Origin of the sequence: Auritidibacter sp. NML100628, from assembly GCF_003185985.1 — a bacterium.
Taxonomy (GTDB): domain Bacteria; phylum Actinomycetota; class Actinomycetes; order Actinomycetales; family Micrococcaceae; genus Auritidibacter; species Auritidibacter ignavus.
Genome location: NZ_QHLP01000004.1, coordinates 1 through 21,656, shown reverse-complemented (window position 1 = coordinate 21,656; position 21,656 = coordinate 1). Strand labels below are relative to the sequence as shown.

Below are 21,656 nucleotides of genomic sequence, written 5' to 3'. Positions count from 1 at the left end.
GCTACAGTGAGAGGAGTATGTGCTTCGACCTGAGAACTCCAGAACAGGTCAAAAACAGCGTGCAAACAGCTCGTGACAGAACGTGAAGAGGAAGGCAGTGGTGTGGCCCTAGGCAGAGCGGGACACCTAGCGTTATGGGCGGTGTGTGCGCTAGCGCTGGCCGGTTGCGCCGACGGTGACGACGAGGCTGAACGTGCGCAGGCCACACCGTCTGACACTGCCAGTGCCAGTCAGTCACCGTCTGCTGAATCCGATTCAGACGCGTCGCTGCAGGTCATTCGTCACGCCCTGGGAGATCAGGCGGTGACGCTCGACGGGGACCAGGCTCGGCAGGCGCTGATTGAGGAAGAACGCGCCTTGGAAGAATACGAGATTTCGTCTGCTTCTTGCCAGACCACCTTTGACGAACAGCTGTTGGCCAACACCACCGCTACCTTAGGCGTGGTTACCGAACAAGACGCTGAGACCCTCTCCACGTCGGCGTCCATCATCGAATTTGAATCCGAGGCTGAGGCCGAAGATTATCTGACAGCTCGTCGCCAGGCTGCCAAGGAGTGTCCCACCTATCTCGTGGACCTCGACGAGGACATCGAAGCGGAGGTCACGACCGCGGTCAGCGATTTCTCCAACCCCGAGCTCGCCGGCGAGCAGGTCGAGGACGAACCCACCGAGGACCAAACCGCCACCGGTGGAGACGGAAATGAATCGGTAGCACCGTCGCCCACCGCCGATCCCGCCCAGGTGGGTGAGGAACTTCAACAGCTGGCCACTGAATTCGATGAAACCCTGTTGATCAACAGCACGACCGTGATTGATCTTGACGAAGCCCAAGACCAGGCAGATACTGCCGACGCCGTCGAAACGCCTCCCACACCGGCCGAGGAAATGCCCAGCGCCGCCCCGCAACTACAACCTCGGTTGGAAGCACAAACCACGACCACCACAGCCCTGGGACAAGAAAATCATCACGTACTGGTGGTCACGGTCGATCATCCTGTGGAACAGTCTCGTCTGGTGGAGATCTTGACTAAGATCGTAGATCAGCTGCCCGAAATCGCGACGGAGCAGGAGAACCATGCACCATAGCTCGGAACACAGGCCCCGGTTACAGCGCGCTACCTGGATTCTTGCGCTGACGATGGTTGGCATCTTGACGTTGTCCGGGTGCCGAGACGACTTTCAGCCCGAAGATGGTCCGTCGCCGACAGACACCGCTGAGGTTGCGATCACCGAGGACCAGATCGCCGAAACCCTGAACGAGGTGCTGGGACCCGGCGCCGAGGTGGTCGATGGGGAAGCCGCCATTGATTACGTGAATGTGCTGGGCACCACAGGTGAGTGCGTCAGCGGGGGAAGCGATGAAAGCCCCGTCCCTAAGCCTGACTTGCCCTCAGCCGAGGACGTCGTGGCGGTGACCGGGACACACGTCGATGCCTCCGAGCCCGGTAATTTTGACTTTCGGCAACTCGCGGTCATCGAGTTCGACGATGCCGATGAAGCCAAGCGGTACACCGACCAGGTCCGAGAATTCGCCAGCTCGTGCCAGAGAGCCCTTTTTGAGCCCCAAGGGAGCCCGGCCTTAGAACGCGAGATCACCTTCGAAGAACTCACCCATCACACTGACCAGGCGTTTGCGGTGTATCTGGAAGATTATGGCCAGGGTGAGTCCGCTGCGGGGGAGTCTGTCACCGATGAGGCATCCGAGGACGAGTCTGAATCTGCCACGGACGATGAAAACACCCCGGAACCCGAGCACACACTCAGCCCTGCGGGCCAGAGCTCGGAAGATTCCCCAGCAGCGGGCCCGCTCAGCGGTGACGATCAGGAAGTCCTCGGTCACGTGGGTACCGCTACGGTCTGGGTCCAGGACGGTAGCCGTCTCACCGTTGCTCTCAGCGTGCCACCGCGCGCCTACGCTGAGGAACTGAGTGCTATTGACCAGCTGGCCGAGGAACTCAAGGCCCCCGCTGACTAGACTCCGCTGGGGTAGACTTTCCCCAGATCTCAGAATGTCCTGACGCTCTCACCGTGATTGGAGCCGTGCTGTGCCCTTGCGCATGTCCCACTTGTTCTTGCGTACCTTGCGTGACGACCCGGCTGATGCCGAAGTCGCCAGCCACAAGCTACTCGTCCGGGCCGGTTTTATCCGCCGGGCTGCACCTGGTGGTTACACCTGGTTGCCGTTGGGTGTGCGCGTCAAGACTAAAGTCGAACAGATCATTCGCGACGAAATGAATGCCATTGGCGCTCAGGAAGTCTTCTTCCCAGCTTTGCTACCCAAAGAGCCGTATGAAGCGACCGGTCGCTGGGACGACTACGGCGACAATATCTTCCGGGTCAAAGACCGCAAGGACGCCGACTACCTGTTGGCTCCCACCCACGAAGAGCTGTTCACTCTGCTGGTTAAGGATCACTACGCCTCATATAAGGATCTGCCGGTCTACCTGTACCAGATCCAAACCAAATATCGCGACGAAGCTCGCCCGCGAGCTGGTCTCCTGCGGGTGCGGGAATTCGTGATGAAAGATTCCTACTCCTTCACCATTGATGACGCTGGGCTCGATGAGGCCTATGAAGCCCACCGCGGTGCCTACTTTCGGATCTTCCAGCGACTCGGTCTGCCCGTCGTAGCAGTTCAAGCCACCGCCGGTGCCATGGGCGGTTCTCGGTCTGAGGAATTCCTGCACCCTTCCCCCATCGGTGAGGACACTTTTGTGGAATCCGACGGGGGCTACCGGGCCAACGTGGAAGCGGTAACTACCGTGGCTCCTGAGCCTGAAGACTACTCGGATGTACCGGCAGCTGAGGTGAAAGAGACCCCGGAGTCGACCACCATCGAGGCTCTGGTCGAGGTCGCTAATCATCTGGTGCCACGCGAGTCCGGTGCCTGGGACGCCTCCGATACACTGAAATGTGTGGTATTGGTTGCCATCGATGGTGATCAACGTCTACCCTTCGTCGTCGCTGTTCCTGGCGACCGCGATGTCGACGTCAAGCGTTTGGAATCCACGATTGCCGAGGCTCTTCCGCTCACTGGTGAACCTCAACTGGAACCGGCCACTGCAGATGATTTGGCAAAGAACCCCCATCTGGTGCCCGGATACATCGGCCCCGCCACCGTGGCAGGCGAGACCGTGACCCAGCTGTTGGGTGCAGAGGCACCCTCCGGGGTGCCGTTCTTCGTCGACCCCCGCATTGTCCCCGGGACCCGCTGGATTACTGGCGCTAATCAGACGCAGCACCACGTCTTCGACCTGGTCGCAGGACGCGACTTCACCTGGGACGCGGTCGTGGAAGCCACTGTGGTTCAAGATGGAGACGAGGCCCCGGATGGATCCGGACCATTACACACTCGTCGCGGTATGGAAATGGGCCACATTTTCCAGCTGGGTCGTAAATACACTGAAGCCCTGGACCTGAAAGTGCTGGACGAGAACGGCAAACAAGTTGTGGTCACGATGGGCTCTTATGGCATCGGTGTCACCCGCGCGGTGGCAGCGATCGCCGAAGCACACCACGATGACCGTGGCCTGATCTGGCCACTGAATGTTGCCCCCGCCCACGTCTATGTGGTGGCCACCGGCAAGGACCAAGACATCTTCGATACCGCCGAAAAACTCGTCGCCGACCTCGAAGCCTCAGGCATCGAGGTACTCTACGACGATCGCAAGAAAGTTTCGGCCGGCGTGAAATTCTCCGACTCTGAGTTGGTCGGTGTACCACTCATCCTGGTGGTCGGACGCGGTCTTGCCCAAGGCATGGTTGAGTTCAAAGACCGTCGTGACGACACTCGTCAGGACCTGCCGGTTGATCAAGCGGTTTCTGCTGTCGTCGACATCGTCGCGCAGGGGCTCTTGACGCGGTCGGACAACCAGAACAAGCAGTAAAGAGATCACTCTCTCGCCTTCGAGAGTAACTACCGGTCGGTCCTGTGCCCCTGTGCCCCCTAGGCGGTGAGTTCGGCCAGCTCCGATAGCTTCTGTTCGAACACCATTGATTCCCAGAGCCCGGCCTCAGCAAGTTGTTCCTGAGCCGGGGTGCTGGCCTTCTCCCAGGCGCGCGCCCACTGCGCTTTGAGGCTTTCCGCCGGCTCGTGCAGGACTGTCATCGTCGGCGAGGAGTCTTCCCGTAGCTGTTGGTCAACTACCTCTGGGTGTTCTGGGTAAGCCACGCATTCAGTTGGTAGACCGGCGGTCATCGCCATACTGGAAGATTCGGCAGTTAAATCAAGATCAATCACCGCGTTAGTCCAGTCTTGTTGCTCATCCTCCGTAGAGGCGCTCTCAGGTGCCTCGACGCGGGCGGAGAGAAATTCTGTCAGACGAGCGAGTGCTCGGTGCTCTCGGCCGAGGTCTTGAACTTGCTCGACCCAATCACCGTCGCATTCTTCACCGGTCACGGTGGAAGCGGTGTCCCACAGAGCACGATAGTCCTCCGGTTCTTCGCCTTGCTCGGCGAGACGCTGGTACTTCTCCACGATTTCGGTGGCATCCCGCGGTGGCGCAAACAGCGGGAAAGAGAATGGCCCGGGCGCGAAGAGGCTACGAATGCCCCACCATCCCAGAATCAGGATCACCAAGGTGGCTGCCACGGTGAGGGGGATTACCACGTAACGCCAACGAGACGATTGTGTCGATGCGGAGGATTTCACAGCTCAGATTCTTCCACGTTTACCACTCAACTGTGCGTATTGCTGTCCCAGAGGGCTAAGGTTTAAGATTGCGCACGATATTGAGCACGCCACAGACGACACCACAGATAACAGCCGACAACCTTTCGGAGGTCCATCCCTGATGGCATCACGGTTCTTTGCTCGCACGCATGCTGAGTCCTCGGAAGACGTTTCAGAAAAAACGGTCGAGATGCGAAGCCCACTTGAACAGCTGATCGCCACGGCGCTGACCGATCAACAGGTCTGGGTGGAAGATGTGGAGGTCACCGGGACCCCGGGGTCCAAAGTTCTCACTGTCGTGATTGATGCTCGGACCGGCACCGAGGGTCTTAGCCTGGATGAGATCGCTACCTCCTCGCAAGTAGTCTCAGACGCTTTGGACGCCTATACCGGCCCGTTGCCGGAGATCGGTGACGACGCCTACCAGCTGGAAGTTTCCACTCCCGGGGTGGGGCGACCGCTGGTGCGTCCTCACCACTGGCAGCGCAATCTCGGTCGCACGGTGGAAGCCGAGTTAACAGGCCAGCCGGGTCGGCAACGCGCGCGTATTGATGATGTGGACGACACCGGAGTCGAACTGACTTTGATCATTCCGGGCGCCAAGAAAGGTATGCCGGAGAAGGTGGGGGAGCGTGCTCACTACTCATTCGACGACATTACCGACGCTCAGGTCCAGGTAAAGTTAAAACAGGCCTAGGCATGCTGGTGGTCTGTGGGACGTCGCATCCCAGGCACGAGATAAGTGAATGATCGAGAAGACCGGAGGCAGAGATGGACATCGATATAAGCGCACTGCGGATGTTGGAGAAGGAACGCGATATTCCGCTTGAACAGCTGGTGCCAACCATCGAACAGGCCCTCTATCTGGCCTATCAGAAGTCTCCGGGGGCGATCTCGAAATCCCGTGCTGAAATTGATCTGAAGACCGGCAAGGTGACGATCTGGGCCACCGAGTTCGATGAAAACAACAACGCCATCGGGGAATTCGACGACACCCCCAATGACTTTGGTCGCGTCGCGGCCTCAACTGCCCGCCAGGTCATCCTGCAACGGTTGCGCGATGCAGAAGACACCCAAATTTTAGGTGAGTTCAAAGACAAACAAGACCAGCTGGTATCCGGCGTCATCCAACAGGGTAAAAACCCCCATATGATTCAGGTCGATCTCGGGTCGATTGAAGCAGTGTTGCCGCCAGCAGAACAGGTTCCCGGGGAAGAGTACGTGCACGGCAAACGCCTACGGTGCTATGTTGTTTCGGTCACCCGTGGTACCAAAGGACCGTCGGTGACGGTTTCGCGCTCGCATCCGCAGCTGGTGGCCAAGCTGTTTGAGCTAGAAGTTCCCGAAATCGCTGACGGGTCAGTAGAGATCGTTGCTCTTGCTCGTGAAGCCGGGCACCGCTCCAAGATAGCAGTGCGGGCCAAGCAGGCCGGGTTGAACGCTAAAGGCGCGTGCATTGGTGAACTCGGCTCGCGCGTCAGAGCGGTCATGACCGAACTGAACGACGAAAAAATCGACATCATTGACGCCTCAGAGGAACCAGCCAAGTTCGTTGCGAACGCGCTGAGCCCCGCCAAGGTTTCCTCGGTGCCGATGGTTGATGAAGCCACCCGCTCAGCACGTGTGATCGTTCCGGATTACCAACTGTCTTTAGCTATTGGCAAAGAAGGACAAAATGCTCGTCTGGCGGCCAAATTGACTGGATGGCGCATTGATATTATGGGGGAGTCGGGAACCACTGACCCTTTGGCGGTGACCCCGGACTAGAAACCGGCGACAAAATATTTTCAAAACCGCTAAACTATAGTATGTCTTTTTGTGCTCCATGAGATGGGAGAACCATGGGTTCACGTCTTCCGGTGCGAACGTGCATCGGATGCCGAGCACAACAAGAGACTCCTAACCTGGTGCGTTGCGCCTGCGACATGACCGCGGATACCCGATTCGTGGTGGTGGACTGGCAACGAAAACTCCCGGGACGTGGGGCGTGGATACACCCCAACACACAGTGCGTGCGACGTGCTGTAAAATCCGGTGCTTTTCACCGCGCTTTTCGGACTCGCGTCAATGCCGAGTCACTGCGTGCGGTCGAAGCGGAGTTTTCCAAGGTGCTGGGTGAACTAAACCAAGGACAAGAAAGCGGGTCGAAGATCTGATGGATACCCGGTGAGCACACGATGAGTGCCCAACCATGACCAAAAAGACATGCTCACACAGCATGCTACGACACCAAACTGTCGTGGCGTGCCCAAGATTAGAGCCCCACACAACGATGGTACGAATCCGGACGCGCTGAGCATCCGCCCGCCGCCGCGATTCGTCCAGAACAGGAGAGTCGTGGCGAAACTACGCGTCCACGAAGTTGCCAAGCAACTTGGGATCACCTCGAAAGAGGCCCTTGCCAAATTGGAAGACATGGGGGAGTTCGTCTCCTCCGCATCCTCAACCATTGAACCCCCAGTCGTGAAACGGCTGAAGGCCGAATTCAAAGACGACGCTTCGTCCGAGGACAAGCCTAAGCCTGCCCAGAAGCCCGCGCCCAAAAAGCCGGCCGCCAAGCCATCTGCTCCGGCGAAGAAGCCGGCCACCAAGCCAGGCCAGAAGAAGACCACCACTGCGGGACCGAGCACTGAGCCGACCGCGCAGAAGTCAAAGGAGCAGGCCCCCCAGGCTCCTGAGGCTCCCAAGCCCTCCCAATCCAAACCGAAGCCGGCCGCGCCGACTCCGCGTCCTGGGGCAGCCCCCAAACCCGGAAAGCCGGGGGGTTCCGGGAAGAAGCCGGCACCGCGCCCGGGCAATAATCCGTTTAGCCCGAAGGGTGCCGCCACCCCGCGCCCCGCACCGCGTCCGGCACCTCGGCCCGGAGCGCCGCGTCCGGGCAATAACCCCTTCGCACCTCAGCAGGGAATGCGGTCTTCCGAAGAACGTCCGGGTGGGCCACGTCCCCGTCCTCGTGGCGGAGCTGCCCCCAAGCCCGGTATGCCCCGTGGTAATAAACCGCGGTCTGCACCCAAGCCAAGTCGCCAGGATTCGCCGGCGCCGAAGCCGTCGAATTTGCGTCCCTCACCGGCGATGATGCCCGGACACATTGATCGTCCGGCCCCGCCGAGTCAACACAAGGGCCCGGGACATCCGGGGGGCCGTCGTTCTGGTGGCGGCGGTGGCCGTCGTCCAGGCGGTCACGGCAACGCTCAAGGCGCATTCGGTCGAGGAGGCCGGGCAGGACGTCGTCGGGCGAAGAAGCGTCAAAAGCGTCAAGAAGTAGAGCAACAAGCACCAGTGATCGGTGGTGTCAAAGTCCCCAAAGGCGATGGCAACACCGTCATTCGGCTACGTCGCGGCTCTTCCATTGCCGATTTGGCCGAGAAAATTGGTGCCGATCCGGCAGCACTGGTGACCGTGATGTTCCACCTAGGCGAGATGGCGACCGCCAACCAGTCTCTGGACGAGGACACCTTCGGTGTGCTCGGTGACGAACTGGGGTACAAGGTCCAGATCGTCTCGCCCGAGGACGAAGACAAGGAAATCCTCGAGTCCTTTGACATCAATCTAGAAGCGGAAGAGGCCGCAGAAGATGAGGAGGACCAGGATCCTCGTCCGCCGGTGGTGACCGTGATGGGTCACGTCGACCATGGTAAGACTCGGCTGCTGGATGCCATCCGTTCCTCGAGGGTTCGGGAAGGTGAAGCCGGTGGTATTACTCAGCACATTGGTGCGTACCAGATCGATGTGGAGCTTGAAGGCGACCAGCGTGCCATCACCTTCATCGATACCCCGGGTCACGAGGCGTTTACGGCCATGCGTGCTCGCGGTGCTGAAGTCACCGACATCGCCGTGCTCGTCGTCGCCGCTGACGACGGTGTGATGCCGCAAACCGTTGAAGCGCTCAACCACGCTCAGGCAGCTGATGTGCCCATTGTGGTGGCCATCAACAAGGTGGATAAGCCCGAGGCCAACCCCGACCGGATCCGTGGTGAGCTGTCGGAGTACGGGCTGGTGCCCGAGGAATACGGTGGCGAAACCATGTTCGTTGAGGTTTCGGCGTTGCAGAAGATGGGTATCGACCAGCTACTCGAAGCTGTGTTGCTGACCGCAGATGCGACTCTGGAGCTCAAGGCAAACCCGGATAAGGACGCCCGCGGTGTGGCTATTGAAGCCAACCTGGATAAGGGCCGTGGTGCGGTGGCCACCGTCCTGGTTGAGTCCGGTACCTTGCGGGTGGGAGACAACATGGTTTGCGGTGACGCCTACGGGCGTGTGCGTGCGATGTTTGGTGATGACGGTCAGAACGTCTCCGAAGCCAAGCCGTCGACTCCGGTCCAGGTGTTGGGCTTGTCGAACGTGCCACGGGCCGGTGACAACTTCTTGGTTACCGACGAAGAGCGCACCGCCCGTCAAATCGCTGAGAAGCGCGAAGCTGCCAAGCGTAACGCCCAGTTGGCACGTCGTCGCAAGCGGATCACCTTGGAAGAATTCGACCAGGCGGTCGCCGAGGGCAAGTTGGATACCTTGAACCTGATCATCAAGTCCGACGCCTCCGGTCCAGTGGAAGCGCTGGAAGATTCGTTGATGAAGATCGACGTGGGTGGCGAAGACGAGGTCCAGTTGCGAGTGATCCACCGCGGCGTGGGTGCGATTACCCAGAACGACGTCAACCTGGCCACCGTCGACAACGCGATCATCATTGGTTTCAACGTTCGCCCTGCCGAGCGGGTGACCGAACTGGCCGATGCCGAAGGCGTGGATATGCGCTTTTACACGGTCATTTACGACGCGATTGATGATATTGAAAATGCTTTGCGCGGTATGCTCAAGCCCGAGTACGAAGAAGTCGTGCTGGGTCGTGCCGAGGTTCGCGAGATCTTCCGTTCCTCCAAGGCCGGTACCATTGCCGGTTCTCTGGTGCAGTCCGGTGTGATTAAGCGCAACGCATCGGCACGTTTGGTCCGCGACGGCGCGGTGGTCACCGACAATATCAGTATCGAGTCGTTGCGCCGGTTCACCGATGACGTGACCGAGGTTCGTGACGGCTACGAATGCGGTATCGGCCTGGGCAAATTCAACGACATCAAGGTCGATGACGTGATTGAAAACTACGAAATGCAGGAAAAGCCACGGAGCTAGTCCTGCCGATCTCCTCCCCGACCCGGAGACTGTGAGCGCACAATGGCAGTGGCCGGGTCGGAGGGGGGATCCCTAGACAACACAGCATGAGAGAGGTTGTCGCCGATGGCAAATAACAACCGTCCGGCACGTTTGGCTCAGCGGATCAAAGTCATTTTGGCTGAAGCCCTGCAAAAAACTGTGAAAGATGATCGCGTGGAAAACGTGACCATTACTGACGCCAGAGTCACCAATGACCTGCAACAAGCCACTGTCTACTACACCGTTTACGGCGACGAGGACACGGTCGCTGCCGGTCACGCGGCGATGACCGAACACCGGGGCATGCTACGCCGAGAAATGGGTCGCGGACTCAACATCCGTTTGGTCCCGACCCTGGAATTGGTACCGGATACGGTGCCGGAGGCCGCAGCACACCTGGAAGATATCCTGCGTGCTGCGCGCGCTCGTGATGAAGAACTGGCCGCTAACCGAGACGAGTCGCAGTACGCTGGCGAGGCGAATCCGTACCGCACGTCGGACCACCACCGGTCAGGAGACTGACGGGTGGTGAGCTTCTCCACCTCCGCTTCCAACACCTCCCAGGCCCCGGGACGAAGCGTCTCGGGTCTGGTGCTGGTGGACAAACCGACCGGCTGGACCTCTCATGATGTGGTGGCCAAGCTACGCAAACTCGCTGGGACGCGGAAAGTCGGTCACGCAGGAACCTTGGACCCGATGGCTACAGGCTTACTGGTCGTGGGGTTCAATAAAGCCACCCGCCTTTTGACCCACATCACCGGTACGAACAAGACCTATGCCGCAACCATCCGGCTCGGTGTCAATACCACGACCGATGATGCTGACGGTGAGGTCATTCATCGCAGATACGCCAACGCGGTCACTCGAGACCGTCTTGAGGTCGCCATCGCAGAACTGACGGGGGAAATCGATCAGATCCCTTCGGCAGTGTCTGCCATCAAGGTTGGTGGCAAACGAGCCTATCAGCGCGTGCGTGACGGTGAAAAGATCGAGCTACCGGCACGTCGGGTCACCGTATCTCGGTTCAAGGTCACCGGAGTTCATCGTCTCGACAAGGGAAAGATTCTTGATATCGAGGTCGCTATAGATTGCTCTTCGGGTACCTATATCCGGGCTCTCGCCAGGGACTTGGGCGAGTCTTTGAACACTGGCGGGCACCTGATCGCGCTGCGCCGCACCCGGGTGGGACCCTTTACTATCGATAAGGCCCACACCATAGAACAGCTGGGAAGTCGGTTTGACTACTGTGAGCTATCACAGGCCTGTTCCGAGCTGTTCCCGGTCCGTGAAGTCTGCGACCACGAGGCGGAAGCGCTGAGTTTCGGGCGACTGGTTAGCCCCAATGACGACGACCGATGCTACGCAGCTCGCCATGGTGGCGACACCGTGATCGCGCTGATCGAAAACGCTCGTACCAAAACCGGTTACGGGGCCAAGCCTCAGGTAGTGTTCGTCACCGATTACCGTACCCACACAGAAGGTGAGGCCTGATGGTCCTAGACGCTTGGTTCTGGGTAGCGACAGCGATCTGTCTGGGCTCCCTAGCGATCTGTGTTGTGATGACAATAATCCGCACGTTCCCGGATGATTTGTCGATCCTCTCGGCCGGCGCCGTCGAAATTTTCTTGGTCATTTACGGCATTTATGCGGCGATCTCACCGGTGGAGATCCAAGGTCCACTCTGGGAATTCTGGGGCTATCTCGTGGTCGCCCTTATACTGCCAGTGGTGGCCTTTTTCTGGGCCATTACCGATAAGTCACGATGGTCTAACCTGGTGCTGGGAGCCATGGGCCCCACCGTTTTGGTGATGATTCATCGCATGCAGGTCATCTGGCACGCATGGTATGGAGATTGATGCACGTGGATTCAATTGCAAACACAGTCGGGAACCGTTCAACGGCCCCCAAGTCGCCCCGATGGGACCGCCGTCATAAAGGGATCGGTCGTTTGATCGTCGCTGTCTACGGTGTATTTGCCTTCTCTGCCATGGCCCGTGCCAGCTACCAGATCATCACCAAGTTCGACGAAGCCCCGATCTCTTATGCGTTGTCAGGTTTTTCCGCACTGGTCTATGTCGTGGCGACCATTGCTCTGGCGATTCCCGGCAAAAAAGCCTGGATCGTGGCTATGGTGGCAGTAACCGTGGAACTGGTGGGCGTGATCGGCGTGGGGATTTGGTCCTACGCACAGCCGGAACTATTTCAACATGCTTCGATCTGGAGCCACTTCGGTGAGGGTTACGGCTATATTCCGTTGATCCTGCCTTTCGTGGGGCTGTTCTGGCTGGTCAAGCACGCACCGAAAAACGCAGACTCGCACCAGGCTGACACCGTCCAGACCACTGAGGCGGTAGTCTCAGCACAACGGCGATAGGGGGGGGCGCTCAAATAGTGGAGGCTTGGCAAGGACTGGCAGCGGTGCCGGCCGAACAACCGCCCTCGGCGGTGACCATGGGCAATTTCGACGGGGTACACCGGGGTCACCAAGAGGTGCTCACAGCAACCGTTGACACCGCCCGTGACCGCGGACTCCAAGCGGTGGTGCTGACCTTTGATCCGCACCCCAGACTGGTGCACCATCCCGAAGAACCCCTGGTGCCTATTGTTTCGTTGCCACAACGGCTGAACCTGATTCAACGGGCCGGTGCCGACGCCACGTGCGTGGTGCACTACACGCTGAACTTCGCGAGCCAATCGCCAGAGGAATACGTGCGCACCACCCTGGTCGAAACCTTTAACGCCCAGGTTATCGTGGTGGGATCCGATTGTCGCTTCGGCAAGGCTAACGCCGGTGATATCACGACGTTGCGAGAGCTCGGGGCGATGTACGGATTTGAGGTGGTAGAAGTCCCCGAAGTCGGCACTGACTCGCGGTGGTCCTCCACCAGTGTCCGCCAGGCCCTGTCCGAAGGCAGAGTTGCCGACGCCGCCACCATCCTGGGGCGACCGCATGAAGTCTGTGGCGAAGTTGTTCACGGCGAAGCACGCGGCCGCGAACTGGGTTTTCCCACCGCCAACCTCAGCGATGAGGCACAGGGTATGATTCCAGCCGATGGCGTCTACGCGGGATGGTTTATTGATCAAGATCACCACCGCTGGCCCACCGCGATCTCCGTAGGTTCGAACCCGACTTTTGAAGGGGTCCAACGAACCGTGGAAGCCCACATCATGAACCGGCCCGAGGAAGAGCGCGTAGAAGACTTCGACCTGTACGGACAAATCGTCACCGTGGAATTCGTCGCCCGGCTTCGGGGCATGGTCGCCTTCGAAGGTGTGGAGAAGCTCATCGCCCAAATGGGTCAGGACGTGGCTCAAGCCCAAGCTGTTTTGGAAGGCCGGTCCCTAGCCGTTGATGCCGTCGATGGCTGATACACCGTCTCGCCCGCAGTCAGCGCCACGCATCGACACCAACAGCAGACACGCCTTCGGTACCTCCTACCATTCCACCAGCGCCCAGACCTACCACTCGGTGCGACCCGGATATTTCCCAGAGATCATTGATTTTCTCCTGGAGGAGCAGGACCAGCCCTTACAGGTTTCTGCCTCAGCTCTTGACCTCGGTGCCGGAACCGGGCTGTTCACCCAGGTGCTGGTCGACTATGGTTTCACCGTCACCGCTGTGGAACCGGCCGAGTCGATGGCAGCGTTTCTCTCCCAACGACTACCCCAGGCGCAGGTGTTGCAACTCAGCGTCGAAGACCTGGACCACCGGGTCCGTCATGACCCGGACCTCGCTCGACGGCTCGGCGATCAAACACTGATCGTGGCCGCCCAGTCATGGCACTGGTTCGACCCGGACCAACTCTGCACAATGGTAGCGTCCCTGTTGAAACCCACTGGCGTACTGGGTATCGTCCACCACCAGCTGGATACCTCCATTCCCTGGGTCCACCGCTTGACCCGGATCATGCACGCCGGAGATGTTCACCCGGTTGAGCTCAGCCCTGCACTGGTCCCGCCGTTTCGTCCCGCTGAAGGGCGATGGTGGCACTGGAACGACGTCTTAGGACCACAAGAACTTCACCAGCTGATGCAGACCCGATCCTTTTATATGCGCACCACCGACACACAGCGCCAACGTATGCACCACAACCTCGACTGGTATCTGCATCAGCATCTGGGCTACCGGCCTGAGGAGTCTATCGCCGTCCCGTATGTGACCAGCGCTTGGCGCACCCAAGTACACCGGAGATCGCCTGCTAGCGACTGATCACAGGACGTATTATAGTCGTGATGTCGATCAACCCGGATACCAGCAGGATCAGTGCATGACACACACCAGTAACTCCTCGGAACACGCCTCGGAGACTGCTCAACCAGCCGCGGAGACCTCAACGCGAATCCCCAGATTCTCCCTGAAACAGCTTTGGACCGACGTCTGTGGACGCACCAGTATCCGGGCAGCCCAAATCCTGCTGATCGGTATCGTCGCCATCGCGGTGATCTTCGCGATGCTCCAGCTGACCCTGATCGTCATTCCGACCTTGCTAGCCCTGATCATCGCCTGCGCGCTATGGCCACTGGTGCGACTCTGTCGCACGGTGATGAATAGCATGCTGGCCGCCTGGTCCGTGTTCTTAGGCTCGTTGCTAGTGCTCGGCGGTGTCGGAACCGCTTTGGTGTTCTCGGTGATGAGCGAGTGGGAAACCCTGGTCAATCAGGCCATCAACGGTTTCAATCAGTTGCGTGCCTGGGCTGATGAGCTGCTTGGCGATGCCGATCTTCAACTCCAACAGGAACAGGTCGATAGCCTGCTGAACTCCATTCAGAGCTTCTTAACCTCCCCACAATTCGGCACCGGTGCCGTCAACACGATCAGTGCGGCCGGAAGTTTTGTCACCGGGCTGGTGCTCTTCCTGGTGATCCTGTTCTTCTTCCTGAAAGACGGCGACCGGATTTGGGCCTTCTTCGTCTCCTGGACGCCCGAGCACTTCCGCGATAAGTGGATCGCCTCCGGTGACCGCGCCCAGCGGACATTCGGCGGATACATTCGTGGCACCGCGATCGTGGCGGCCGTGGACGCCGTTGGTATTACTATCGCGCTGTTGATCTTGCAGGTTCCACTGGCCATCCCGCTGGGGGTGGTGGTCTTCCTGGGCTCGTTCATCCCCATGGTTGGTGCTACGCTGGCGGGCATTTTGGCCACCCTGATTGCCCTAGTCGCCAACGGCCCGGTGGTGGCGATCATCGTGTTGGCCGCGGTTATTTTGGTCAACCAGCTCGAAGGCAACTTCCTGCAACCGGTAGTGATGTCGCAGACTCTGAAACTGCACGCATTGATTATCTTGATGGCCCTGACCGGTGGCACCGTGCTGGCCGGTATTATCGGCGCAATTCTAGCGGTTCCTCTGGTGGCGGTGATTTGGGCAGTCATCAAGGTCTGGACCGGACGTGATGGGGAAAATGACAAAGTCGACCAGGCCCAGCATCAGATCCGCCGCGTCGCCGAAGAAAATAAGGAACGCGAGCGACAGGCGAAAAAAGAGCGCAAGAAAGAGCATGACAAGCGCAAGGCCGCCAAAGACGCTGAAGCGGTGAACAAAGAGGATTCACTCATTTAATAAGTAGCCACGGCAACGGGGTGGCTCCGCTGGACACCGCAGCCCGCCCTCAGATCCAGTCTGGCCCGTCAGCTTCTGGCGTCAATAGCCAAGAGTAGACCCACGCGCGGTTGTGTGGTTATTCAGGGGGCACACACCATCGAACCATCACCACGGCTGTTTACTCCCGCCTATTTGCTGACCATTGGCGTTCAGCTGTTCGTCTCTTTGGTTTTCATCTCGTTGATGACCTTCATGGCGGTCTATGCGATTCGCATGTTCGCCGTCGAGGAGACCGCTGCCGGCTTCGCAGCGGGCGCCTACGTCCTGGGAGCAGCGCTGGCCCGGCTGGCCTTCGGGAAATACATTGACGTGATCGGTAGACAGCGCGTGCTGATAGTGGGACTGATCGTCTTTGGAGCCTGCTCCGGGCTCTACTTGCTGGCGATAAACTACCCCCTACTGATTACGGTGCGACTGATCCACGGGCTGGCCTTCGGCCTGATTAATACCGCCATTACAGCCGTGGCGATTTCGTTGATTCCCGCCCACCGTCTCGCGGAAGGAATCGGCTACTTTGGGATTTCGGGGACCATCGCCAATGGGATTGGTCCGTTGCTCGCGGTGCCGATGAGCCTGTCGGTTGACCCGGTGTGGATGTTTACTTATACCGGGGCGTTGTCGGTCTTGTCGTTGATTGCGGTCTTGATCCTGAAGGTCCCCGAACCGCAGATCTCAGCCACCGAGCGAGAGACGTTGCGCGGTGTCCGGTTCGATACCATCGTCGACCTGGACGCGTTACCTGTTGCCGGGGTGGTGTTGTTGTGCGGACTTGGATACTCGGCGGTGATGACCTATCTGACACCGTTTATGATCTCCACCGGTGAACCGGCCAGCGCCTCGATCTTCTTCGCAGTGTTCTCCGTGGCGATGCTGCTGGTCCGGCTCTTTGCTGGGCGCTTACAAGACCGGCGTGGTGAAAACGCGGTCGTTCCCGGTCTCTTGCTGTGTTTTGCGGCAGGGCTAGGACTCCTTGCCCTCACCCAAGACCTCTGGGCCGTAGTGCTCGCCGGGATTCTGGTCGGATGCGGATTTGGCGGTGCTGTGCCTTGTTTGCAAGTGGTCGGAGTCCAACGGGCCACACCAGAACGCGTCTCGATGGCCACCTCAACCCACTTTCTCGCGCTGGACTCCGGGGTGGCGCTCGCTCCAGTGTTGCTGGGATCGTTGATTATCTACTCGGGGTATCGTCTGCTGTATGCAACCGGCGTCGGTCTGATGCTGGCCAGCCTGGGGATCTATTGGTTCGTGCACGGCCGGTACCACCGTGGCAGGATACCGCGTGGGGGAATGTAACACAAACCTGTTAGACTGATTCCGGTGCTTGCTGCGGTCCGCGGTGGCGGGCACTGGCTGGCAACCCACGGGTTGGCAGTGTTGTCCTTGAACGCGGCACACTCCAAGGAGTTTTTATCATGGCATTAGCCCCTGAAGTTAAACAGCAGATCATCCAAGAATACGCGACTCACGAAGGTGACACCGGTTCTCCTGAAGTTCAGGTTGCCGTGCTGACCCGTCGTATCTCGGATCTGACTGAGCACTTGAAAGAGCACAAGCACGACCACCACACTCGCCGTGGCCTGATGGCTCTGGTGGGTCGGCGTCGTCGCATGTTGCAGTACCTGCAGAAAGTCGACATTGAGCGCTACCGCTCCTTGATCGAGCGACTGGGACTGCGTAAGTGATCTATCTGACCGAAGGCGGCGAACTTGGGATCAAGTCGCCGCTTTCGTTGTGTCAGGCCACAGTAGGCCGATGCTGATAAGTCAATAACCCTGAAACTCCACTGATAGGTCAGCCACGTTCGTGTGCGGTCCTCGACAGTGGCTTTCGGAACCGCGGTGTCCTACCGGTATCGTACCGGTGGGTTATCCCACAGCATCCGAGGGCTTCGATCGAAGACCGACTGGGGTAGGCCTTGAGGTGGAAAACCACGAAAGGAGACCCATGGAGGGTCCTGAAATTAAGTTTTCCGAAGCCGTGATTGACAACGGCGCCTACGGCAAGCGCACGGTGCGCTTTGAAACCGGCCGGTTGGCCCAGCAGGCTGCTGGGTCGGCCATGGTCTACATCGATGATGAGACGTCGATGCTCTCGGCCACCGCGGTGGGCAATAGCCCGCGCGAAGGTTTCGACTTCTTCCCGCTGACCGTCGACGTCGAGGAGCGTCAGTACGCCAAGGGCGAGATCCCCGGCTCGTTTTTCCGTCGTGAGGGTCGTCCCTCCACCGATGCGATTCTGACCTGCCGTCTAATTGACCGCCCGTTACGACCGGCCTTTAAGAAGGGCATCCGCAACGAGGTCCAGGTCGTGGTCACCGTGACCTCCATCGCCCCCGATGAGCTCTACGACACCGTGGCCATCAACGCCGCCTCGATGTCCACCAGCCTGTCCGGCATGCCCTTCTCCGGCCCGATCGGTGGCGTGCGTATGGCGCTGATGGACAACGGCTCCGGAGAGCGCCAGTGGATTGCCTTCCCGAAGCACTCCCAACTGGACGACGCCGTGTTCAACATGGCGGTCGCCGGTCGTCTGGTCGATGACGACATTGCGATCATGATGGTCGAAGCCGAAGCCACCGACCACGTGTGGAAATTGGTCAAAGAACAGGGCGCTCAGGCGCCCACCGAAGAGGTCGTCGCTGACGGTCTGGAAGCTGCCAAACCCTTCATCCGCGCCCTGTGTGAGGCGCAGGCCGACCTGCGCGAACGGGCTCAGAAGGATCCCGTTGATGTGCCACTGTTCATTGACTACCAAGAAGACGCCTACCAGGCTGTGGAGAAACTGGCCTCCACGCGATTGGGTGAGATCTACACCATTGCCGATAAGCACGAGCGTGAGTCGGCCGACAACGCTTACCGCGAGGAAGTCGTGGAAGAACTGACCGGTGAAGGCCGGGAGTTCGAAGAGCGTGCCGATGAAATCGCTAAGGCCTACGGTGCAGTCACCAAACAGGTAGTACGCCAGCGCATCCTGAAGGACCAGGTCCGGATCGACGGTCGTGGTCTGACCGACATCCGCAAGCTGACTGCCGAGGTGGAGGTCCTGCCACGCGTGCACGGCTCGGCCATTTTCGAACGTGGCGAAACCCAGATCATGGGCGTGACGACCCTGAATATGCTCAAGATGGAGCAACAGATTGATTCGCTGAACCCGGTCACCAATAAGCGCTACATCCACCACTACAACTTCCCGCCCTACTCCACCGGTGAAACCGGCCGTGTGGGTTCGCCCAAGCGTCGCGAGATTGGGCACGGCGCCCTGGCCGAACGCGCTCTGGTGCCGGTCATCCCCTCCCGCGAAGAGTTCCCCTATGCGATCCGTCAGGTCTCCGAGGCACTGGGCTCCAACGGCTCGACCTCTATGGGCTCGGTGTGTGCCTCGACCCTGGCGTTGTACAACGCCGGCGTGCCACTGAAAGCTCCTGTGGCCGGTATCGCCATGGGTCTGGTCTCCGACACCGTCGACGGTGAAACGCGCTATGCTGCCCTGACCGACATCCTCGGCGCTGAAGATGCGTTCGGTGACATGGACTTCAAGGTTGCCGGTACCTCCGAGTTCGTTACCGCCATCCAGCTGGACACCAAGCTGGACGGTATTCCCGCCTCGGTGCTGGCTGCCGCCCTGACCCAGGCTCGCGAGGCGCGGTTGCACATCCTGTCGGTGATCGCCTCGGCCATCGACGGCCCCGACGAGATGAGTCCCTACGCTCCGCGGATCCTCACCGTACAGATCCCGGTCGATAAAATCGGTGAGGTCATCGGGCCGAAGGGCAAGATGATCAACACCATTCAGGAAGACACCGGTGCTGAAATCAGTATCGAAGATGACGGTACGGTGCTGATCGGTGCCACCGAGGGTGCTGCCGCAGAAGCGGCCCGGGGTGCGATCAACAGCATCGCTAACCCGCAGGTTCCCGAGGTCGGGGAGCGCTACCTGGGTACGGTCGTGAAGACCACCAGCTTCGGCGCGTTCATCTCGCTGACCCCCGGTAAGGACGGTCTGCTACACATCTCCGAGTTGCGCAAGCTCAACGACGGCAAGCGTGTCGCAGATGTTGAAGACGTCGTAGGTGTTGGCCAAAAGATTCAGGTCGAAATCACCAAAGTCGATGACCGTGGCAAGCTGTCACTGATCCCGGTTACCGAAGAGTCCGATGAGGACTAATTCCCGGCTTTGACTGACACGATGACGGCCCCGCACTCGATATGGGTGGGGGCCGTTGTCGCGCACGGACTAGATGAGGACGAATCCCCGATGATCGTAGTCGGCGAGCAACTTGGCCACCGGTTCCAGGTGGTGAACTGGGATAACGCACACGTCGACTGGTGTACTTCGACGTGGTGGTGTTGGGTTCAACCTGGGACTACAGTGACCGACGAGAGGACTTCCTCGCCTGGCCGGATCACGTTAGCCAGGCCAGCACCCTGGCCAATCCGACCGAGATGATCCGGTGGACGACGGGGTGGCTATAATCCCCATCACGGTGATCGAGCCTGGGGAAACACTCGGTGGCCATCCGCAGTCTGTCGTGGTGATTAAACCTGCCATTGGCGCGGGGAGTCGGTACGTCTCACGGTTCCACCACACCAGCCCTTGAGTCGGTAGCCACCGAGGGAGAATGGCTGCTGGTATTCATCATTGGAGAATTTAGCCACGTTGCCAATAAGCGGGTCAGCATTCCCGAAACGGGAGCGATCATCGGCACGCTCTTTGCCGAGGAAACCAACACGCCGTGGCAGGCTACCGCAGATCAGGTGCGCTTGGCGCAGGATGCTATCGCGAGCGTCACTGATCGGTGGGGCACCATCCCGACCTATGCCCGGGTGGATGCAGTCATCGATGACGCCGGATTCTACCGGGTGCTCGAACTTGAACTGCCGGCTGGAGTCAGGCACTAAACTACCCAGCATGGCCACCATCGATATTGACCCGCAGTACTCCGGTGTGATCTATAACGGTGGGGGAGGTAACCTCGTTGAACGCACCGTCCTGGAGAACGGTGTGCGTATCCTGACCGAAGTGATGCCCGGACAAAAAGCCGTTTCCATCGGATTTTGGATCGGGGTGGGCTCGCGGGATGAACAGCCATCAGGATACGGGTCAACCCACTTTCTTGAGCACCTGCTGTTCAAGGGCAGTGCGAATTACACCGGGTGGGATATTTCCGAAGCTTTCGACCGGGTCGGTGGAGATGTCAATGCTGCGACCGCGAAAGAGTCCACCTGTTACCACGCCCGGGTGATCAACACCAACCTCGCGATGGCGGTAGACATTCTCACAGATATGGTGACCGCACCACTGCTCGAGTCAGAGCAGATGGATACCGAGCGCGGAGTCATCCTCGAAGAACTCGCCGTCGACAGCGACGACCCGGCTTATGTGGTCCACGAATCCCTGGCCGAACAGGTCTTGCTCGGACACCCGCTCGGCCGGTCCATCGGTGGCACCCCCGAGGTGATCAACTCCATCAGTCGCGAGGACATGGTAAGCCACTACAACCGGTGGTACCGCCCCGAGCAACTCGTGATTACCGCAGCCGGAGGGCTTGACCACAAAGAACTGGTGCAAACGGTTTCTGCCGCACTGAGCCGTAGTGGATGGATGAGTCCGGAAAGCAACCTGATCCAGACCCCGGCACCGCGTCGCGACCACCACGCTGAATTCCCGGTCATGAACACCGAACGCCTCACGCTTACCCGTCCAGTAGAACAAACCGCGGTGATGGTCGGTGGCCGGGGCCTGAATACCGTGGATCCACGCCGGTTCGCGATGACGGTGATGAACGTCATTCTCGGTGGCGGGATGACCTCTCGGTTGTTCCAAGAAATCCGAGAACGGCGTGGCCTGGCCTACTCGACCTATTCTTTTGCTGCCAGCTACTCTGATCTGGGCTACTTCGGAATGTATGCCGGATGCCATCCAGCTAAAGCCGACGAGGTCATTGAGGTCATGAGCACAGAACTCGACACGCTCGCGCAGAAAGGCGTCACCGCCGATGAGCTCGAACGAGCCCACGGTCAAATCGCAGGAAACGTGGTGTTGGGACTAGAAAACACCGAAGCACGGATGTCACGACTCGGACGCGCCGAACTCGTCACGGGTCAATACACGTAGTGCCTCATGTCAAACTGAGCGCGAAGGGTAAGTCGTGCCTCACAGATCGTGAGCGCGAGAGGTCGCGTGGCTGCAGTGTCGTGCCTCAGCTAGTTTGAGCGCGAAAACTTGGGTTAGCTGGC

At 59.3% G+C, this 21,656-nt stretch carries 20 protein-coding genes; 19 read left to right on the top strand and 1 reads right to left on the bottom strand.

The genetic code is table 11. The features are described 5' to 3' along the window. Positions 1-72: 72 nt before the first annotated feature. The 3 genes from DCC24_RS04370 to DCC24_RS04360 all read left to right on the top strand — a co-directional run bounded on the left by DCC24_RS04370 (position 73) and on the right by DCC24_RS04360 (position 3,887). The gene (locus DCC24_RS04370; RefSeq protein WP_146206278.1) at positions 73-1,086 is read left to right on the top strand and encodes a hypothetical protein; all 1,014 of its coding nucleotides are present in this window, start codon (positions 73-75) and stop codon (positions 1,084-1,086) included. Then, on the top strand, positions 1,076-1,975 hold the full coding sequence (locus DCC24_RS04365) for a hypothetical protein (RefSeq protein ID WP_110098713.1): 900 nt from the start codon (positions 1,076-1,078) through the stop codon (positions 1,973-1,975). Before DCC24_RS04370 ends, DCC24_RS04365 begins: the two co-directional genes overlap by 11 nt. A 70-nt stretch (positions 1,976-2,045) precedes the next feature. Then, positions 2,046-3,887 (top strand): proline--tRNA ligase, encoded by a 1,842-nt coding sequence (locus DCC24_RS04360; RefSeq protein WP_110098712.1) that lies wholly within the window; start codon positions 2,046-2,048, stop codon positions 3,885-3,887. Between the two features lie 59 nt (positions 3,888-3,946). On the opposite strand, the gene DCC24_RS04355 is transcribed toward DCC24_RS04360, so the two are convergent. After that, positions 3,947-4,651 (bottom strand): hypothetical protein, encoded by a 705-nt coding sequence (locus tag DCC24_RS04355; protein WP_110098711.1) that lies wholly within the window; start codon positions 4,649-4,651, stop codon positions 3,947-3,949. 142 nt (positions 4,652-4,793) lie between these two features. Between DCC24_RS04355 and rimP the strand changes: the two genes are divergently transcribed. The 16 genes from rimP (at position 4,794) to DCC24_RS04275 (ending at position 21,534) form a co-directional block, all read left to right on the top strand. After that, positions 4,794-5,369, top strand: a complete 576-nt coding sequence (rimP, locus tag DCC24_RS04350; protein WP_110098710.1) for a ribosome maturation factor RimP — start codon at positions 4,794-4,796, stop codon at positions 5,367-5,369. A gap of 74 nt (positions 5,370-5,443) precedes the next feature. Further along, positions 5,444-6,439 (top strand): transcription termination factor NusA, encoded by a 996-nt coding sequence (gene nusA / locus DCC24_RS04345; protein WP_110098709.1) that lies wholly within the window; start codon positions 5,444-5,446, stop codon positions 6,437-6,439. Positions 6,440-6,513: 74 nt separating this feature from the next. After that, positions 6,514-6,828, top strand: a complete 315-nt coding sequence (locus DCC24_RS04340) for a YlxR family protein (RefSeq protein WP_110098708.1) — start codon at positions 6,514-6,516, stop codon at positions 6,826-6,828. 181 nt (positions 6,829-7,009) lie between these two features. Further along, the gene (gene infB / locus DCC24_RS04335; RefSeq protein ID WP_110098707.1) at positions 7,010-9,796 is read left to right on the top strand and encodes a translation initiation factor IF-2; all 2,787 of its coding nucleotides are present in this window, start codon (positions 7,010-7,012) and stop codon (positions 9,794-9,796) included. Positions 9,797-9,901: 105 nt separating this feature from the next. After that, on the top strand, positions 9,902-10,339 hold the full coding sequence (gene rbfA / locus DCC24_RS04330; protein ID WP_110098706.1) for a 30S ribosome-binding factor RbfA: 438 nt from the start codon (positions 9,902-9,904) through the stop codon (positions 10,337-10,339). Positions 10,340-10,345: 6 nt separating this feature from the next. Then, positions 10,346-11,308, top strand: coding sequence for a tRNA pseudouridine(55) synthase TruB (truB, locus tag DCC24_RS04325; protein ID WP_199446198.1), 963 nt, complete (start codon positions 10,346-10,348; stop codon positions 11,306-11,308). Further along, a complete protein-coding gene (locus DCC24_RS04320; protein WP_110098705.1) occupies positions 11,308-11,673 on the top strand; it encodes a hypothetical protein in 366 nt (121 codons plus the stop codon). Before truB ends, DCC24_RS04320 begins: the two co-directional genes overlap by 1 nt. Before the next feature lie 5 nt (positions 11,674-11,678). Continuing rightward, the gene (locus DCC24_RS04315) at positions 11,679-12,191 is read left to right on the top strand and encodes a hypothetical protein (RefSeq protein ID WP_369859887.1); all 513 of its coding nucleotides are present in this window, start codon (positions 11,679-11,681) and stop codon (positions 12,189-12,191) included. A 17-nt stretch (positions 12,192-12,208) separates the two neighbouring features. Next, positions 12,209-13,186 carry a bifunctional riboflavin kinase/FAD synthetase gene (locus DCC24_RS04310; RefSeq protein WP_110098704.1) on the top strand — a complete coding sequence of 326 codons (978 nt, stop codon included), beginning with the start codon at positions 12,209-12,211 and terminating at the stop codon, positions 13,184-13,186. Further along, the gene (locus DCC24_RS04305) at positions 13,179-14,027 is read left to right on the top strand and encodes a class I SAM-dependent methyltransferase (RefSeq protein WP_158524595.1); all 849 of its coding nucleotides are present in this window, start codon (positions 13,179-13,181) and stop codon (positions 14,025-14,027) included. The genes DCC24_RS04310 and DCC24_RS04305 overlap by 8 nt, the downstream gene beginning before the upstream one ends. A 58-nt stretch (positions 14,028-14,085) precedes the next feature. Then, complete coding sequence (locus DCC24_RS04300) at positions 14,086-15,378, top strand: AI-2E family transporter (protein ID WP_110098702.1); 1,293 nt, start codon at positions 14,086-14,088, stop codon at positions 15,376-15,378. A gap of 114 nt (positions 15,379-15,492) precedes the next feature. Beyond that, the gene (locus DCC24_RS04295; protein ID WP_110098701.1) at positions 15,493-16,713 is read left to right on the top strand and encodes an MFS transporter; all 1,221 of its coding nucleotides are present in this window, start codon (positions 15,493-15,495) and stop codon (positions 16,711-16,713) included. Positions 16,714-16,832: 119 nt separating this feature from the next. After that, positions 16,833-17,102 (top strand): 30S ribosomal protein S15, encoded by a 270-nt coding sequence (gene rpsO, locus DCC24_RS04290; protein ID WP_110098700.1) that lies wholly within the window; start codon positions 16,833-16,835, stop codon positions 17,100-17,102. A gap of 262 nt (positions 17,103-17,364) precedes the next feature. Further along, positions 17,365-19,584 (top strand): polyribonucleotide nucleotidyltransferase, encoded by a 2,220-nt coding sequence (locus tag DCC24_RS04285; RefSeq protein WP_110098699.1) that lies wholly within the window; start codon positions 17,365-17,367, stop codon positions 19,582-19,584. A 383-nt stretch (positions 19,585-19,967) separates the two neighbouring features. Next, the gene (locus DCC24_RS04280; RefSeq protein WP_110098698.1) at positions 19,968-20,318 is read left to right on the top strand and encodes a hypothetical protein; all 351 of its coding nucleotides are present in this window, start codon (positions 19,968-19,970) and stop codon (positions 20,316-20,318) included. Between the two features lie 10 nt (positions 20,319-20,328). Beyond that, on the top strand, positions 20,329-21,534 hold the full coding sequence (locus tag DCC24_RS04275; protein WP_110098697.1) for a pitrilysin family protein: 1,206 nt from the start codon (positions 20,329-20,331) through the stop codon (positions 21,532-21,534). The last annotated feature ends 122 nt before the right edge of the window (positions 21,535-21,656 follow it).